Origin of the sequence: Citrobacter sp. RHB21-C05, from assembly GCF_013889015.1 — a bacterium.
GTDB lineage: Bacteria > Pseudomonadota > Gammaproteobacteria > Enterobacterales > Enterobacteriaceae > Citrobacter_A > Citrobacter_A sedlakii.
Map to the genome: position 1 here is coordinate 571,354 of NZ_CP057611.1, position 16,682 is coordinate 588,035.

Here is a 16,682-nt window from a genome sequence, read left to right on the forward strand (position 1 = left end):
TGTTCGTTAATACACCTACTTTGAGCCGGTTCACACTTTTCAATGAAAATTGCAGATCAATTTCATGATGAGTTATGTAGACTGGCCGCCATTAATTTTGAGGCACACGTACTACATGGCTGAATTCGAAACCACTTTTGCAGATCTGGGCCTGAAGGCTCCTATCCTTGAAGCCCTTAACGATCTGGGTTACGAAAAACCATCTCCAATCCAGGCAGAGTGCATTCCGCATCTGCTGGGTGGTCGCGATGTTCTGGGTATGGCCCAGACCGGTAGCGGCAAAACCGCAGCGTTCTCTTTACCGCTGCTCAACAATCTTGATCCTGAGCTGAAGGCACCTCAGATTCTGGTGCTGGCACCGACCCGCGAACTGGCGGTTCAGGTTGCTGAAGCCATGACAGATTTCTCTAAACATATGCGCGGCGTAAACGTGGTAGCCCTGTATGGCGGCCAGCGTTATGACGTGCAGTTACGCGCCCTGCGTCAGGGGCCGCAGATCGTCGTCGGTACGCCGGGTCGTCTGCTTGATCACTTAAAACGCGGTACCCTTGACCTGTCTCGCCTGAGCGGTCTGGTACTGGACGAAGCCGATGAGATGCTGCGTATGGGCTTCATCGAGGACGTCGAAACTATCATGGCGCAGATCCCGGAAGGTCATCAGACCGCGCTGTTCTCTGCCACCATGCCGGAAGCGATTCGTCGCATTACTCGCCGCTTTATGAAAGAGCCGCAGGAAGTGCGCATTCAGTCCAGCGTGACAACCCGTCCTGACATCAGCCAGAGCTACTGGACCGTCTGGGGCATGCGTAAAAACGAAGCGCTGGTGCGTTTCCTGGAAGCAGAAGATTTTGATGCGGCGATTATCTTCGTTCGTACCAAAAACGCGACCCTGGAAGTGGCGGAAGCGCTGGAGCGTAACGGCTATAACAGTGCCGCGCTGAACGGTGACATGAACCAGGCGCTGCGTGAGCAGACGCTGGAACGCCTGAAAGATGGTCGTCTGGACATCCTGATCGCGACCGACGTTGCCGCCCGTGGCCTGGACGTTGAGCGTATCAGCCTGGTCGTCAACTACGACATCCCGATGGATTCCGAGTCTTACGTTCACCGTATCGGCCGTACGGGCCGCGCCGGTCGTGCGGGTCGCGCGCTGCTGTTCGTTGAGAACCGCGAGCGTCGTCTGCTGCGTAACATCGAACGCACCATGAAGCTGACCATTCCGGAAGTGGAACTGCCGAACGCAGAGCTGCTGGGCAAACGCCGTCTGGAAAAATTCGCCGCGAAAGTACAGCAACAGCTGGAAAGCAGCGACCTGGATCAGTACCGTGCGCTGCTGGCGAAAATCCAGCCGACCGAAGAAGGCGAAGAGCTGGATCTCGAAACGCTGGCCGCTGCGCTGCTGAAAATGGCGCAGGGTGAACGTACCCTGATCGTTCCGCCGGATGCGCCAATGCGTCCTAAGCGTGAGTTCCGCGACCGCGATGACCGTGGTCCGCGTGACCGCAACGATCGTGGTCCGCGTGGCGACCGAGAAGATCGTCCGCGTCGTGAACGTCGCGACGTAGGTGATATGCAGCTGTACCGCATTGAAGTGGGCCGTGATGATGGCGTGGAAGTGCGTCATATCGTGGGTGCGATTGCCAACGAAGGTGATATCAGCAGCCGTTACATTGGTAACATCAAGCTGTTCGCTTCTCACTCCACCATTGAACTGCCGAAAGGCATGCCGGGTGAAGTGCTGCAGCACTTTACGCGTACCCGCATCCTGAACAAGCCGATGAACATGCAGCTGCTGGGCGATGCACAGCCGCACACTGAACGTCGTGGCGGTGGTCGTGGCTTCGGTGGCGAACGCCGTGAAGGTGGTCGTGGCGAAGGTCGCGGTTTCGGCGGCGAGCGTCGCGAAGGCGGTCGCGGAGATGGACGTCGCTTCAGCGGCGAGCGTCGCGAAGGTCGTGCTCCACGTCGTGAAGAGGGTTCAAGCCGTCGCCGTTTTGGTGACGCGTAAATCCCGCGCTGACTAACGTAAAGTAAAAGATACAGGCCCCGATAAAATTATCGGGGCTTTTTTTATTCCCTTTGTACTATTGTACTGGTACAGTGCAGCGTATTAAAATTCAGTCGCAAAAGAATTCACTGGAGATCGGGCTGTATGGCAACACTAACCACCACCCAAACGTCACCGTCGCTGCTTGGCGGCGTGGTGATCATCGGCGGCACTATTATTGGCGCAGGGATGTTCTCTCTGCCGGTGGTTATGGCAGGTAGCTGGTTTTTCTGGTCCATGGCAGCGCTGGTCTTTACCTGGTTTTGCATGCTGCATTCCGGGCTGATGATCCTTGAAGCCAACCTGAACTACCGTATTGGCGCCAGCTTTGACACCATCACCAAAGACCTGCTGGGTAAAGGCTGGAACGTGGTCAACGGCATTTCGATTGCCTTTGTGCTTTATATTCTGACCTATGCCTACATTTCGGCGAGCGGCTCGATTCTGCATCACACCTTCGCTGAAATGTCGCTGAATGTGCCAGCTCAGGCGGCAGGCTTCGGCTTTGCGCTGTTGGTGGCGTTTGTGGTGTGGATGAGTACAAAAGCAGTGAGCCGGATGACGGCAATTGTACTGGGCGCGAAGGTGATCACCTTCTTCCTGACTTTCGGCAGCCTGCTTGGGCACGTCAACCCAACCACGCTGTTTAACGTCGCGGAAAGCAACGCCACCTATACGCCGTACCTGCTGATGACGCTGCCGTTTTGTCTGGCGTCATTTGGCTACCACGGTAACGTGCCGAGCCTGATGAAGTACTACGGCAAAGATCCGCGCACGATTGTGAAGTGTCTGGTCTACGGTACGCTGCTGGCGTTGGTGCTGTACAGCGTCTGGCTGCTGGGGACGATGGGCAATATTCCACGTCCGGAATTTATCGGCATTGCGCAGAAGGGCGGCAATATTGATGTGCTGGTGCAGGCGCTGAGCGGCGTACTGAACAGCCGCAGTCTGGATCTGCTGCTGGTAGTCTTCTCCAACTTCGCGGTGGCGAGTTCGTTCCTCGGCGTCACGCTTGGTCTGTTTGATTATCTTGCGGATCTTTTTGGCTTTGACGACTCAGCGATGGGGCGTTTCAAAACCGCGCTGTTGACCTTTGTTCCGCCGGTGGTGGGCGGCCTGCTGTGGCCGAACGGATTCCTGTACGCGATTGGCTACGCAGGACTGGCGGCGACGATCTGGGCGGCGATTGTCCCGGCGCTGCTGGCGCGTAAATCACGTGAACGCTTCGGTAGCCCAACATTCCGCGTCTGGGGCGGCAAACCGATGATTGCGCTGATCCTGGTGTTCGGCGTGGGCAACGCGCTGGTGCATATCTTGTCGAGCTTTAGTTTATTGCCGGTGTATCAATAGCGATAATGCCCGGCAGGCGTAGCGCCACCGGGCAAACCCCTGTTTACCCCACCAGTTCTTCTTTCACCTGCATGGCAAGATCGAAGGAGTGCAGACGCGCCTGATGATCGAAAATTTGGCCATTAACCATAATCTCATCGGCCTGCGTTTCCCGCAGAATGGATTCCAGACCGTGGCGGACTTTCGCTTTATCCCCCACCAGCGACATGCTCAGCGCCTGTTGTACGCCGTACTGTTCTGACGGCGACCAGAACTGATCCATATTCTGAATGGGCGGCGGAAGCTGGCCTGTTTCGCCACGGCGAAGTTTCACAAACGCCTGCTGCATTGAGGTAAACAGATATTCCGCATCACGGGTGCTGTCGGCGGCGATGATATTAATGCACACCATCGCGTACGGTTTTTCCAGTCGCGCGGAGGGTTTGAACTGAGTACGGTACAGATGTAGCGCCTGGAATAGCATATCCGGCGCGAAGTGCGAGGCGAACGCAAACGGCAGACCAAGCTGCGCCGCCAGCTGCGCGCTGTACAGGCTGGAACCCAACAGCCACACCGGGATCTGTTCGCCGTAGCCGGGCACCGGACGTACTTGCGGGTTGGGGTGGCAGGCGTCAAACCACTCAACCAGCTCCGCCACGTCGCGGGGGAAGTTATCGATATCGCCGCCCATATGACGACGCAGCGCGCGCATTGTGTGCTGATCGCTACCCGGTGCGCGGCCGAGACCCAAATCAATGCGTCCCGGATACAGGGTGTTGAGCGTACCGAACTGCTCGGCAATCACCAGCGGTGAATGGTTGGGTAGCATCACGCCGCCGGACCCCAGATGCAACGTGCTGGTATTCGCCGCCAGGTAACCAATCAGCACCGAAGTTGCCGCACTGGCGATGCCGGTCATGTTGTGGTGTTCCGCCAGCCAGTAGCGATGATAGCCGCGCTTTTCCGCCAGACGCGCGAGGTCCAGCGAGTGTGAGAATGCCTCTTTGGCCGAGGCCCCTTCAGGGATCGGCGCCAGATCCAGCACCGAGAATGGAATGGTTTTGTCAGTCATAACGGCTCACTTTGTTCCGGTTAATCTTTTCATACTGCATTAAAGATTAGCGAATGTTGTTAACAAAGTGAGCTGTTTTATCAGGCTTCCAGCGTCAGCCCGGCGAGCCGCTTCCAGTAGCCGTTGCAATCGCTGTGCGCAGCGAGCGGCAGCGGCGACGCGCCGTTTTCGTTGGCGCGGAAGGCGTCCATCATGGCGAACGTCCCGGTGTCGAGCGGCGACAAACGAACGATATCCACCAGTCCCTGCATCGACGTCAGTTCGTTACCAAGGTTATAGACATAGCCGCTCATGGTCTGAATGCCATTTAGTACAAACACCTGCTGATTCTCCTGGGAGAGCACGTCGCGGCCATTCGGATAGTTGATGCAGCAGGTTTCACACTCATCTTTCGGACGATCTTCCGAACGGGCGGTAAAGCAGCGAGCGGAATATGCCAGCGGCAGATGGCCGTAGCTCAGCACCTCGACTTCAAACTGGTTGCGAATGCCCAGCTCATCGCACTGCTCCAGCAGGTTAGCCAGCCAGTCGCGGGAAAGCTCCACCGGCATACACCAGCGTACCATTCCCTGTTTGAGCAGCAGACGAAGCGTTACCGCGTTATAGCAGTTCAGCGCATGTCCGGCGACAAACGGCAGCTTGCGCTCGGCGCACATGTTTACCACGCCGAGATCGCTCGCTTCCAGCAAAAACTCGCCGTTTTCCACGTAGCGTTTCAGTTCGTTCAGCTCAGACGAGGCCTGCACCAGCGCCAGCGTCGAAAGCACCACCTGCTTGCCGCTGCCGGCGAGCGATTTCGCCATCTCCAGCCAGTCGCCCACTTTAGTGGCGCGGCGTTTGCTGCACACCGCTTCACCCAGATAAATCACGTCAGCGCTGCTTTGCGCCGCCTGTTGATAAAAATCTTCCAGTGTTTCTTTCGGCCAGTAATAAAGCACCGGCCCCAGGGAATATTTCATTGCTTCTCTCACTGCCATTTCCGGTGATACGCGCCAAGCGTGGTCTGGGTGCCTTCGGACATCGCGCCGAGCGTCTCCATCCATGCGCTTTGCGGCACAAAGTTTTGCGGGTCGGCCAGACAGCGGTCGATCGCCTGACGCCACACTTTCGCCACCTGGCTTACGTATGCCGGGCTGCGCTGGCGTCCTTCGATTTTCACCGACGCAATGTTCGCCGCCAGCAGTTCCGGCAGCAGTTCCAGCGTATTCAGGCTGGTGGGTTCTTCCAGCGCGTGATAGCGCTCGCCGCCGACGAGATAGCGGCCTTTACACAGTGTCGGATACCCGGCGTTTTCGCCGTCCTGGTAGCGGTCTATCAGCACATCGTTCAGGCGGGATTCCAGTCCCTGCCCGGTTTGCTGCCAGCGAACAAAACGGGCGGGGGAGCAGGCTCCTACCGTATTCGGCGATTCGCCGGTTAAATACGACGACAGGTAGCAGCGACCCTCCGCCATAATGCACAGGCTACCGAACGCAAAGACCTCGAGTGGTACTGGCGTGGCGCGGGCAAGTTGCTTCACCTGGTGAATGGACAGCACGCGGGGCAGCACCACACGTGCGACGTCGAAGTTGCGATGGTAGAAGTTCACCGCTTCTTCGTTGGTCGCCGATGCCTGAACGGAGACATGGCGCTCAATATGCGGATAACGTTCTGCGGCATACTCAAGCATGGCCAGGTCGGCGAGGATCAGCGCGTCGGCGCCCAGTTGCGCCGCCATATCGACAGCGCGCTGCCAGCGGGCATAGCCGTCCGGATGCGCAAAGGTGTTGATGGCGATATGCAGCTTGCGGCGATGTTGATGGACAAAACTCACCGCTTCCTGCAGTTTCTTCTCGGTAAAGTTAAGGCCGGCGAAGTGACGGGCATTGGTATCATCTTTCAGCCCGATATAGACGGCGTCAGCGCCGTTTTCGATGGCCGCCTTAAGCGCCGGGAGATTTCCGGCAGGGCAGAGCAGCTCCATAATTTATCCTGAAGGTAGCGCCGCCTGGGACGCATAATTGTTAACGAACTGGGATTTTAGTTAACCTTGCTGCGACAATTTTTGATTTAAGGCAGTTAAAGTCGTATTGATATCAGCAATAAAGAGGTACGGTTAACGCATACAATTGTTGATTTACGCCGCTATGTCGTTTATCTGATATGGCAAAATGGCAGGACTACGGAAACAGGGAGTAAAGCTCGTGTTAGATAAACTGCGTTCACGCTTAGTGCATTTTGGTCCGTCTCTGATGAGCGTGCCGGTTAAACTGACGCCCTTTGCGCTGAAGCGCCAGGTTCTGGAACAGGTCCTGAGCTGGCAGTTTCGCCAGGCGCTGGCAGACGGGGAGCTGGCGTTCCTCGATGGCCGTTGGTTAAGCATTACGGTTAGCGATATTGGCCTTCAATGGTATACCTCTGTTGAAAATGACAAGCTGATCGTCAGTCAGCACGCGCAGGCCGACGTCAGTTTTCGCGCCGAAGCCAGCGATCTGCTGATGATCGCCGCGCGTAAGCAGGATCCGGATACGCTCTTTTTCCAGCGTCGGCTGGTCATTGAAGGGGATACGGAGTTAGGGTTGTATGTGAAAAACCTGATGGACGCCATTGAGCTGGAGCAGATGCCAAAAGCCTTACGCGTGCTGCTGCTACAGGTGGCGGATTTTGTTGAGGCGGGACTGAAGCACTCGCCGGAAACCAAACAGACATCGGTAGGTGAACCATGCTGATTCGAGTAGAAATTCCAATTGACGCGCCGGGGATTGATGCCCTGTTGCGTCGTTCATTCGAAAGCGATGCGGAAGCAAAACTGGTTCACGATCTGCGTGAAGATGGTTTTCTGACGCTCGGTCTGGTCGCCACGGACGACGAAGGTCAGGTGGTGGGTTACGTCGCGTTTAGCCCGGTCGATGTACAGGGCGAAGACCTGCAATGGGTGGGGATGGCGCCGCTGGCGGTGGATGAACACTACCGTGGGCAAGGGTTGGCTCGTCAACTGGTCTACGAAGGACTCGATTCCCTCAACGAATTTGGCTATGCCGCCGTCGTCACGCTGGGCGATCCGGCACTGTATAGCCGTTTTGGTTTTGAACTGGCCGCCCATTACGATCTACACTGCCGCTGGCCGGGCACGGAGAGCGCGTTCCAGGTGCATCGTTTAGCTGAAGATGCGCTGAAGGGCGTGACGGGGCGGGTTGAGTATCACGAACACTTTAATCGCTTTTAAGCGCCGTGGTTTGCAGGTCGTTGAGTAACGCTGCAAAACCGTCGCCATTCGCCACCAGGCGCTCTTTTTGACGCTTGGTGAGCTGTTTAATGCGGTATTCCATGCGCAGCGCCAGCGAGCGATCGCCCACCTGCGCGGAAAACGCCAGCGTCAACTCACCCTTTCCCCGCAGCGCCTTCGCGCCTTTTCCACTCTGATGCTGTTGATAGCGGCGCGCCACATCGGTGGTGATACCGGTATACAGCGCATTATCCGCAGTACGGATCAAATAGAGAAACCAGGGTGTCATCGTGACCTTCTGCGTGTTACGTTTCTGGCTCCCAGTATAAAAGAGAACAGCAATGGAAACACTCACTGCGATTAGCCGCTGGCTGGCAAAACAACACGTTGTGACCTGGTGCGTCCAGCATGAAGGGGAACTCTGGTGCGCCAACGCGTTTTACCTTTATGATGCGCAGAAGGTGGTTTTTTACCTGCTGACAGAAGACAAAACCCGCCACGCGCAGATGTCGGGGCCGCGAGCGAAGGTCGCCGGGACGGTAAACGGTCAGCCCAAATCAGTAGCGCTTATTCGCGGCGTGCAATTTACAGGTGAAATTCGCCGACTGGACGGTGAAGAAAGCGACGCGGCGCGTAACGCCTATCATCGCCGCTTTCCGGTTGCCAGAATGCTGTCAGCGCCAGTCTGGGAGATCCGGCTGGATGAACTCAAGTTCACCGACAACACGCTGGGCTTTGGCAAAAAACTTCACTGGTTAAGGCAGTCAGGCGCCGAGGATACGTAACGCCTCGCGGTTAAACGCCGGCAGATCGTCAGGGGTTCGGCTGGTGACCAGTTGGTCTTTATCCACCACCACTTCCTGATCGAAGAATTCCGCCCCGGCGTTCTTCACGTCAATCACAATGGGTTTAACGGCGGTGAGCTTGCGCCCGCGAATGACGTCCGCGCTGATCAGTAACTGTGGGCCGTGGCAAATGGCAAAAACCGGCTTTCCGGTGTTCACAAAGTCGCGTGTGAAGGTGACGAAGCGATCGTCGCCGCGCAGGTAATCCGGTGAATGGCCGCCGGGCAGCAGCAGGGCGTCAAAGTCGGCAGGGCTGACATCATCAATGGCTTTATCGATGGTGACGCTGGCGTCGCCTTTTTTCCCTTTTACCGTTTTCCCCGCCTGCTTCTCAATGGTGATGACCTCGTGTCCGGCCTGACGAAATTCTGCTGCGGGTGAAGTAAATTCGGAATCTTCAAACTCGTCAGTGATTAAAACGGCTATCTTCTTGCTCATGCTTCCTCCGCGGTGTTGGCATTGGATAAGGCAAATTTTCCATGATGAGGGATAATTACCTTGTGAATGAATAAGTCTGGTCGATGAGACTGAGAGTGCAAGTTGGACAATTCTGTAAAGGGGTGAGGATGAGTCAGGTATTGATTACAGGCGCGACGGGGCTGGTAGGCGGTCATCTGCTGAGAATGCTGCTTAATGAACCGAGAATCCATTCGATTGCCGCACCCACGCGTCGTCCGCTGGCTGACATGCCTGGCGTGTACAATCCTCACGATCCGCAACTGACCGATGCGCTGGCGCAGGTGACGGATCCGGTGGATATTGTTTTCTGCTGCCTGGGGACCACCCGGCGCGAGGCGGGAAGCAAAGAGGCGTTTGTCCATGCAGATTATACGCTGGTGGTGGATACCGCGCTGACCGGACGGCGGCTTGGCGCACAGCACATGCTGGTAGTCAGCTCAATGGGCGCTAATGCCCGCTCGCCCTTTTTCTACAATCGGGTAAAAGGGGAGATGGAAGAGGCGCTCATCGCCCAGGACTGGCCGCGGCTGACCATTGCCCGCCCGTCGATGCTGCTGGGGGACCGGGCGAAACATCGAATGAACGAAACCCTTTTTGCGCCGCTGTTCCGGCTGCTTCCGGGTAACTGGAAGTCGATAGAGGCGAGGGATGTGGCGCGGGCGATGCTGGCAGAGGCGCTGGCGCCCGAAAAAGAGGGGGTAACAATTCTTAGTTCTGCGCAGTTGCGGGAAAAAGCGGCGCAATAGGCTTTCGCATCGTGCCGGAAGCCAACGCGTTGCGTCTTATCCGGCATTCGGCATCAGGCAAAAAAACGACATTTCCAAACATTTCCCAAAGGCGTAGTATTCACCGGCAAAATATTCTAACACTCCCTGGGGAATGCTATGACTGGTCAGTCTTCATCTCAGGCGGCAACGCCAATGCAATGGTGGAAACCCGCTCTTTTCTTTCTCGTTGTTATCGTCGGTCTCTGGTATGTGAAATGGCAACCGTATTACGGTAAAGCTTTTACTGCCGCCGAAACTCACAGTATCGGCCAATCCATTCTGGCGCAGGCGGATGCGAATCCGTGGCAGGCAGCCTGGGATTACGCCATGGTCTATTTCATCGCCGTCTGGAAAGCGGCGGCGCTGGGGGTGATACTCGGCTCATTAATCCAGGTGTTGATCCCGCGAGACTGGCTGCTGCGCACGCTGGGGCAATCGCGCTTTCGCGGTACGCTGTTTGGCACGCTGTTTTCTTTGCCCGGAATGATGTGTACCTGCTGCGCCGCGCCAGTGGCGGCAGGAATGCGCCGTCAGCAAGTGTCAATGGGAGGCGCGCTGGCCTTCTGGCTGGGAAACCCACTGCTTAACCCGGCGACGTTGGTCTTTATGGGCTTTGTGCTTGGCTGGCATTTCGCGGCGATTCGCCTGGTTGCCGGGCTGGCAATGGTGCTGGTGGTGGCGACGCTGGTGCAAAAATGGGTGAAAGAGCCTGCGCAAACCGATCTGCCGATCGAGATCGCCGCGCCGCAAGCGCAGGGTGGGTTCTTTGCGCGTTGGGGTAAAGCGCTGTGGACGCTGTTCTGGAACACTATTCCGGTCTATATTCTGGCGGTGCTGGTTCTCGGCGCGGCGCGCGTCTGGTTGTTTCCGCACGCCGATGGCGCCATTGATAACAGCCTGATGTGGATCATCGCGTTGGCGGTAGCCGGATGCCTGTTCGTGATCCCGACGGCGGCGGAAATTCCGATTGTGCAAACGATGATGCTGGCCGGTATGGGCACCGCGCCCGCGCTGGCGCTGTTGATGACGCTTCCGGCAGTGAGCTTGCCGTCGCTGATCATGCTGCGCAAAGCATTCCCGGCAAAAGCGCTGTGGCTGACGGGGGTGTTGGTGGCGATATCGGGGGTTATTGTCGGCTGTCTTGCGCGAGTGTGACGTGGGATTGCTACCCTGCCTACGTGAGCCATCACGTAGGCAGGTTGATGTGTTATTTAATAAAGGTAAACGCGGTGGTGACACGCTTCACGCCGCTCACCCGGCTGGCGATGTCGGCTGCGGCTTTGGCTTCACGTTCAGTCACCAGGCCCAGCAGGAACACTTCGCCGTTTTCGGTGGTCACTTTCACGTTAGAGGATTTCACCTGGTCGCTGGTGAGTAACTGAGAGCGTACTTTGGTGGTGATCCAGGTGTCGTTGGAGGCGGTTCCGAGGCCAATTGGCTGGCCCTGACGGATCTCGTTAAAGACTTCGGTTGTGCCTTCCACGCCCATTGCGATCTGTTTGGCGCGCGATGACAGTTCGCTGTTAGGCGACTGACCCACCAGCAGCACCTTGCCCTGATAAGCCGTCACGTTAATCCGCGCTTCTTTCTTAATTTGTTCGTCTTTCGACAGCGCGCTGTTCACGCGCAGTTCCAGGGTTCCATCATCCACCTGGGTGCCGACGCTACGCGGGTCGGTTGCTGCTTTGGTTCCCACCGCGGCGGTACCGACTACGGCGGCAGCGACACAGCCTTGCAACAGCAGCGCAGAAATAAGGACTGCGATTGGCGATAAAGCCTTCATGTAAACTCCTTAATCATCCTGGTGAGGGAAAAGCGTGTTATCGATCAGATCGCACAAACAATTTACCGTCAGCATATGCATCTCCTGAATGCGCGCGCTATGGTGAGACGGTATGCGGATTTCAACGTCCTGCGGCCCTAACAGCCCGGCCAGCTCTCCTCCGTCATACCCGGTCAGCGCCACAATCGTCATATCACGCGTGACGGCGGCTTCTACGGCTTTTACGATATCGCGACTGTTGCCGCGCGTCGAAATAGCCAATAAAACATCGCCCGCATGTCCCAGCGCCCGGACCTGTTTTGCATAGATTTCATCATGCAGGCGATCGTTGGCAATCGCAGTTAAGACCACGTTATCGGTATTTAGTGCGATAGCGGGTAAACTGGGACGCTCTGTCTCAAAACGGTTGATCATGCTGGCAGCAAAATGCTGTGCATTGGCAGCGGATGTCCCATTACCACAACAGAGGATTTTGTTGCCATTCAGCAGCGAGTGTACCAGCGTCATGGCGGCGCGGGAGATCGCATCCGGGAGCGCTTCAGCCGCAGCTATCTGAGTTTGAATGCTTTCTGTAAAGCAGACTTTAATTCTGTCTAACACGCGAATCCTTAAGTCCCTGCTATAAGGCTATTTTATTTGCCATTTGTCCCTGGCAAGCGCTTACCCTCCGCACGTACGACACGTACACTCCGGGTGTTCCGCGCTGTCCGCCCGGACTGGCGGCAACAATGACGCCTTATAAGCAGGAACTGGTTTAAGTATCATGAGCAGTCGTTAAAGGCATCCCTTAACCACTCAACATCATTTCCGGTGAAGGCTAACACATCGAACCGGCAATCCACAGTATCAAAACTCCCATTGTGGCGCGCGAGCCACAAGCGGGCAGTGTGTAATAATTTGCGTTGTTTGCTCCGGGTCACACTGGCCGCCGCGCCGTCGAAGGCTGCTGAGCGGCGGTAGCGGACCTCAACAAAGACGGTCGTTTTACCTTCACGCATAATCAGATCAATTTCGCCGCCACGTTCGTTGACGTTGGCGGCGATAAACTGCAGTCCCTTGCGCTCGAGCCAGCGTCGCGCGGAGACTTCCCACGCGCCGCCGGTCTGTTTGCTCGTTAACTGGCCGGGACAATCTGCCCTTGCTGGTATTTGAGCCATGATAACTTCCTGTTAATCACACAGTCCTGATTAGCGGTCAGCGCGCCGGTGTTGCCGTTGATTTCAAAGCCCTGAACCTGACGCATCTGCGAGAAATGGTTCGCCAGCGTCCAGGCGTCAACGCCCATCGCGTACATGCGCGCCAGAGAGTAGTCGTTGCGTACCGCGCCGAGCGCCTGTTGCATCAGCGAGGGATTGCCGCCAGCCAGCATTGGGATTTCGCTGTACTGTAAGCCTTCCATTTCCAGACGGAAGTCCGGTCCGGCATTTCCCTGTGCGCTACGGGAGCTGGCGTAAAGCGTTGCGCCGCTCTGGCTGCCGTTGCGCATGGCGATCATCGGCTTAATAAACGCGATCTCGTTCGGCGTCGCCAGTATATAGACCGCGTCGACACGACCGCCGCTACCGGTAATTTGGGCCTCGGTTGGCGGCGCCGGAATGGTCAGATCGCCAATGGTCACCCCAGGCTGCGATGGCGCGCTGGCGGCGACCGGGCTACCGGTTAACGCGATGCCGGCGCCGCCGTTGACGCCCATCCGTAGCTCTGCGGTAGAACCGAATTTTTGCTGTAGCACGGTACCGCCGCCCAGCTTCAGCCATTCTTCAGCAAAAGCGTTGGCCACGCGATCGCCCAGCGCGCTGCGTGGGATCAGCAGCAGCGGCGACTGTTTACCCTCGTCACGAATGTGACGGGCGGCATCGCGCGCTTCATCTTCCGGCGAGAGGGCGAAATAGCAGATATTGACGCGGTTCTGCACTGCTTCCGGCTGGTTTAGCGCCAGCACGTTCAGCGGGGTATTGCTCTTGATCAGCTCATCGACATTGCTTTTCAGCAGCGGGCCTACCACGATGCTCGCGCCATCCTGCTGAACCTGATTCAGGATCTGCGTCAGCGGCTGTGAGCTGGTGTCATAAATTTTGAGTTCCGCGGAGGGATTCGCCGCCGCGCTTGCCGTTACAGGCTGTGCAGACGCTGTTTGCGGGGCGCTGGTCGGCGTGGGTTGCTGTGCTGGCTGCTCGTTGGTCAGATCGTTCACCGACGCCTGAGACGGGCTGGCGACGCCATCGGTTACCTGCGGCTGTTGCTCGGCTGGCGCAGGCGCCTCCACCGGCGCGGGCTGGGCGGCTGGCTGCGCGTCTACGGGCTGCGTGCCCTGGTTTTTCGCCGCTTCAAACCCTTGCTGGATGGTACGGCCAAAAACGGCGGCCTGACCGTTCAGCGGCAGCAGCAGGGCGATTTTACTGGTGGACGCTGGCTTAAAACTTTGCACATTCACCAATTGCGTCGGCAGCATTTTCGCTCCCGGGTTCTGTGGATAGCGTTTTTGCCAGTCTGTAATGCCCGCTTTCATCATGTCCGGATCGCTGCGGTTATCAAACCAGACCCGCTGCAGATCCAGCCAACCCTGCAGTACGTTTTCATCCGCATTGATAACCAGCGCTTTTGCCTGATCCTGACTCATGGAAGTCAGCGCCTGCCAGGTGGCATCGATGTTCGCCTGTTTTTCTTTTGCGCCGAGCAGTGGTTCCTGGGCGATCAGCGCACGCAGGAGCGTCAGGGAAGGCTGTCCCTGTTCCGCGGCGATGCCGATTTGCCAGAAACGCAATTGTTGATTTTTATCCAGCGCGGAAAGATCGATCTCGCCTAACTGTTTTTTCGCGCCGGCAACGTCCTGCTGCACGACCTTCACTTCTGCCCCCAGCAGCGCCTGCTCACGGCGCTGGGCGTCGTTCAGGTTCTGCGGCAGTTGGTTAAACAGTTCGATAGCCTGCTGGTTTTTGCCCTCTTTCAGCAGGGCACGAATGGCGAGTAATTGCCAGTTGGTCTTGCTATCATCTGCGCTCTGCTGCATTTGCTGTAAATAAAAGCCAGAGTCAGCTTGCGCGCTGCCCTGCATGTGCGCAGTGCTTTGATCGGGCGCCTGGGTGCCACAGCCGGCGAAAATCAGTGCTGCCAGAATGACGGGCAGACAGCGCGCGGCTTTTAAACGAGAAAATGTTAAGGGTACCATACTGTATCCAGTGATATTTTTTATACGCAATGCTCAATATTAAATCGGCAATACGGACGACACAATGAAACAACACGAATCGGCGGATAAATCTCCCGGCCAACTCTTTATTGTACCTACTCCCATCGGGAATTTGTCCGATATTACCCAACGTGCGCTCGAAGTTTTGCAAGCCGTTGATTTAATTGCCGCTGAAGACACACGTCATACCGGTTTGCTGTTGCAGCATTTCGCGATTACCGCCCGCCTGTTCGCCCTGCACGACCATAACGAGCAACAAAAAGCCGATACGCTGGTGGCAAAGCTGAAAGAAGGGCAGAACATTGCGCTGGTATCAGATGCCGGAACGCCGTTGATTAACGATCCGGGTTATCACCTGGTGCGCACCTGCCGGGAGCAGGGGATCCGCGTGGTGCCGCTACCGGGGCCCTGCGCGGCCATTGCGGCATTAAGCGCGGCGGGCTTGCCTTCTGATCGCTTCTGCTATGAAGGCTTTTTACCTGCAAAATCAAAGGGTCGGCGTGATGCACTCAAAGCCCTCGAAGCGGAACCGCGGACGCTAATTTTTTATGAATCGACTCACCGCCTGCTCGACAGTCTGGAAGATATGGTGGCGGTATGGGGAGGAGCCCGTTACGTCGTGCTGGCGCGAGAGCTGACCAAAACCTGGGAAACGATTCACGGCGCGCCGGTCGGCGAGCTGCTGGCGTGGGTGAAAGAGGACGAAAACCGCCGCAAGGGCGAGATGGTATTAATTGTCGAAGGGCATAAAGCGCAAGAAGACGAATTGCCCGCTGACGCCCTGCGCACGCTGGCGTTACTCCAGGCGGAGCTGCCGCTGAAGAAAGCCGCCGCGCTGGCGGCTGAAATTCACGGCGTGAAGAAAAACGCGTTGTATAAGTATGCGCTGGAGCAGCAGGACTAACGCTGCTACTTCACCACCACGGTAATGGTGGCGGTCCCCTTAAAACGCCCTCCGGCAAGCGTGCCCCCGGTGAGATTGACCGGGTAAGCCTGTAAATGCGCGGTCCCGCTGCCGGAACTGTCCATCAGAAGTGCGCCGGGGTTAAAAGGAATATCTATGTTTGTGGTGGTGATATCCACCAGGCGGATTCCCACATCCGGCTCGTTGTCAGACTCTCTGCGTCTTGCGACGAGCACATATTGGCTGGCCAAATCGCTGCCCTCGATATACATATACAGGCTGTTCTTTATTTCAGACATATCCCCGCAGTCATAGGTAATGTCGAAGTTAATGGGTGTGTAATGCTCAGGCATTTGGTCCTTAATTGTAAAATGTGCAGCACTGATTGTTCCAAGATTCACCTGGATGACGTCTCCTTGATTAATCTTACAGTGTTGTGGAACCGTAATTCGCCCCTGGATATGCAGCTCAGCAATATTATTGAAGGTTTTTGGATAGGTCGACGAGCTGCTCCATGCCGCCTGGATGTAGGCGACAAGGGTGTCAGGAATAATCATTTCGCCTAAAAACGGTTTGCGGACATACAGCGTAAATGTGGTATCCATACCAATTGAAATCGCTGACGATCTTTGCTCGGCAGGATCGTCATTACAGACGCTGTTACTGGTTTTTGTACTGTAAGAACCGCTGGTATCCTTGATGGGCGAACCAATTTTCGTGGGAACAAGTACGGTACCTGCGTTGGGAATATCGTTAATCTCGGTTTTAATGTCCAGACTGTCGTTTAAACGATAAAAACCACTTAAATGTCCGGTGGTGGTGATTGCGCTGACGGTAGAATAATAAAGGTTTACCTTGGTGTTAGCACTGCAGTCGCATCCTAATTGATAGGCATTGCCCCTGGCTGCCGAAGGGATCTGCCAGACTGAAGCTGTCACATTCTGTTCTTTTGTCCAGTCGGTTGCGATATCTGTCATAAAATTTCCATTCGCTTCGCAAATACCTGTCGCTGACTGAGCCGGTGAGACAGAAGCCAGGGCGATAAGCGCGGTAATCACAGATAAAATATAAATTCTCATCG

At 56.3% G+C, this 16,682-nt stretch carries 19 protein-coding genes; 9 read left to right on the top strand and 10 right to left on the bottom strand.

Annotated elements, in window-relative coordinates; all coding sequences use genetic code 11:
• Nucleotides 1-42 precede the first annotated feature (42 nt).
• The 3 genes from yrbN (at nt 43) to mtr (ending at nt 3,397) form a co-directional block, all read left to right on the top strand.
• On the top strand, nt 43-123 hold the full coding sequence (gene yrbN, locus HVX72_RS02750; RefSeq protein ID WP_010723222.1) for a protein YrbN: 81 nt from the start codon (nt 43-45) through the stop codon (nt 121-123).
• Nucleotides 116-2,008 (top strand): ATP-dependent RNA helicase DeaD, encoded by a 1,893-nt coding sequence (gene deaD / locus HVX72_RS02755; protein ID WP_042291824.1) that lies wholly within the window; start codon nt 116-118, stop codon nt 2,006-2,008. The genes yrbN and deaD overlap by 8 nt, the downstream gene beginning before the upstream one ends.
• A 144-nt stretch (nt 2,009-2,152) precedes the next feature.
• Nucleotides 2,153-3,397 (top strand): tryptophan permease, encoded by a 1,245-nt coding sequence (mtr, locus tag HVX72_RS02760; protein ID WP_181822484.1) that lies wholly within the window; start codon nt 2,153-2,155, stop codon nt 3,395-3,397.
• 43 nt (nt 3,398-3,440) lie between these two features.
• Here mtr and HVX72_RS02765 read toward each other — a convergent pair whose 3' ends face one another.
• From HVX72_RS02765 to HVX72_RS02775, 3 genes are all read right to left on the bottom strand, one after another.
• Nucleotides 3,441-4,448, bottom strand: a complete 1,008-nt coding sequence (locus HVX72_RS02765) for a luciferase-like monooxygenase (protein ID WP_181822485.1) — start codon at nt 4,446-4,448, stop codon at nt 3,441-3,443.
• Nucleotides 4,449-4,528: 80 nt separating this feature from the next.
• A complete protein-coding gene (locus HVX72_RS02770) occupies nt 4,529-5,425 on the bottom strand; it encodes a U32 family peptidase (protein WP_181822486.1) in 897 nt (298 codons plus the stop codon).
• The gene (locus HVX72_RS02775; protein WP_181822487.1) at nt 5,416-6,411 is read right to left on the bottom strand and encodes a peptidase U32 family protein; all 996 of its coding nucleotides are present in this window, start codon (nt 6,409-6,411) and stop codon (nt 5,416-5,418) included. The genes HVX72_RS02770 and HVX72_RS02775 overlap by 10 nt, the downstream gene beginning before the upstream one ends.
• A gap of 220 nt (nt 6,412-6,631) precedes the next feature.
• Here HVX72_RS02775 and HVX72_RS02780 point away from each other — a divergent pair, with 220 nt between their 5' ends.
• Together HVX72_RS02780 and HVX72_RS02785 are read left to right on the top strand one after the other, a co-directional pair.
• Nucleotides 6,632-7,156 carry an SCP2 domain-containing protein gene (locus HVX72_RS02780; protein WP_060571070.1) on the top strand — a complete coding sequence of 175 codons (525 nt, stop codon included), beginning with the start codon at nt 6,632-6,634 and terminating at the stop codon, nt 7,154-7,156.
• Nucleotides 7,150-7,653, top strand: a complete 504-nt coding sequence (locus HVX72_RS02785; protein WP_042291809.1) for an N-acetyltransferase — start codon at nt 7,150-7,152, stop codon at nt 7,651-7,653. The genes HVX72_RS02780 and HVX72_RS02785 overlap by 7 nt, the downstream gene beginning before the upstream one ends.
• Here the strand turns inward: HVX72_RS02785 and HVX72_RS02790 are convergent.
• Complete coding sequence (locus HVX72_RS02790; protein ID WP_042291807.1) at nt 7,640-7,942, bottom strand: GIY-YIG nuclease family protein; 303 nt, start codon at nt 7,940-7,942, stop codon at nt 7,640-7,642. The genes HVX72_RS02785 and HVX72_RS02790 overlap by 14 nt on opposite strands.
• A 52-nt stretch (nt 7,943-7,994) precedes the next feature.
• Between HVX72_RS02790 and HVX72_RS02795 the strand changes: the two genes are divergently transcribed.
• Nucleotides 7,995-8,438 carry a YhbP family protein gene (locus HVX72_RS02795; RefSeq protein WP_181822488.1) on the top strand — a complete coding sequence of 148 codons (444 nt, stop codon included), beginning with the start codon at nt 7,995-7,997 and terminating at the stop codon, nt 8,436-8,438.
• Here the strand turns inward: HVX72_RS02795 and HVX72_RS02800 are convergent.
• On the bottom strand, nt 8,418-8,936 hold the full coding sequence (locus HVX72_RS02800) for a type 1 glutamine amidotransferase domain-containing protein (RefSeq protein WP_042291802.1): 519 nt from the start codon (nt 8,934-8,936) through the stop codon (nt 8,418-8,420). The genes HVX72_RS02795 and HVX72_RS02800 overlap by 21 nt on opposite strands.
• 128 nt (nt 8,937-9,064) lie before the next feature.
• On the opposite strand from HVX72_RS02800, the gene HVX72_RS02805 reads away from it, so the two are divergent.
• Together HVX72_RS02805 and HVX72_RS02810 are read left to right on the top strand one after the other, a co-directional pair.
• Nucleotides 9,065-9,703 (top strand): NAD(P)H-binding protein, encoded by a 639-nt coding sequence (locus HVX72_RS02805; protein WP_060571072.1) that lies wholly within the window; start codon nt 9,065-9,067, stop codon nt 9,701-9,703.
• Nucleotides 9,704-9,841: 138 nt separating this feature from the next.
• The gene (locus tag HVX72_RS02810) at nt 9,842-10,879 is read left to right on the top strand and encodes a permease (RefSeq protein WP_181822489.1); all 1,038 of its coding nucleotides are present in this window, start codon (nt 9,842-9,844) and stop codon (nt 10,877-10,879) included.
• A gap of 52 nt (nt 10,880-10,931) precedes the next feature.
• Here the strand turns inward: HVX72_RS02810 and dolP are convergent, their stop codons facing one another.
• The 4 genes from dolP to HVX72_RS02830 all read right to left on the bottom strand — a co-directional run bounded on the left by dolP (nt 10,932) and on the right by HVX72_RS02830 (nt 14,676).
• Nucleotides 10,932-11,507, bottom strand: coding sequence for a division/outer membrane stress-associated lipid-binding lipoprotein (gene dolP, locus HVX72_RS02815; RefSeq protein ID WP_042291799.1), 576 nt, complete (start codon nt 11,505-11,507; stop codon nt 10,932-10,934).
• A gap of 9 nt (nt 11,508-11,516) precedes the next feature.
• A complete protein-coding gene (gene diaA / locus HVX72_RS02820) occupies nt 11,517-12,107 on the bottom strand; it encodes a DnaA initiator-associating protein DiaA (protein WP_012135279.1) in 591 nt (196 codons plus the stop codon).
• A gap of 161 nt (nt 12,108-12,268) precedes the next feature.
• Nucleotides 12,269-12,664, bottom strand: coding sequence for a YraN family protein (locus tag HVX72_RS02825; RefSeq protein WP_181822490.1), 396 nt, complete (start codon nt 12,662-12,664; stop codon nt 12,269-12,271).
• Nucleotides 12,622-14,676, bottom strand: coding sequence for a penicillin-binding protein activator (locus HVX72_RS02830; RefSeq protein ID WP_181822491.1), 2,055 nt, complete (start codon nt 14,674-14,676; stop codon nt 12,622-12,624). The genes HVX72_RS02825 and HVX72_RS02830 overlap by 43 nt, the downstream gene beginning before the upstream one ends.
• 64 nt (nt 14,677-14,740) lie before the next feature.
• On the opposite strand from HVX72_RS02830, the gene rsmI reads away from it, so the two are divergent.
• The gene (gene rsmI / locus HVX72_RS02835) at nt 14,741-15,601 is read left to right on the top strand and encodes a 16S rRNA (cytidine(1402)-2'-O)-methyltransferase (protein WP_060571075.1); all 861 of its coding nucleotides are present in this window, start codon (nt 14,741-14,743) and stop codon (nt 15,599-15,601) included.
• A gap of 5 nt (nt 15,602-15,606) precedes the next feature.
• Here the strand turns inward: rsmI and HVX72_RS02840 are convergent, their stop codons facing one another.
• The gene (locus tag HVX72_RS02840) at nt 15,607-16,680 is read right to left on the bottom strand and encodes a fimbrial protein (RefSeq protein ID WP_233459267.1); all 1,074 of its coding nucleotides are present in this window, start codon (nt 16,678-16,680) and stop codon (nt 15,607-15,609) included.
• Nucleotides 16,681-16,682: the final 2 nt, after the last annotated feature.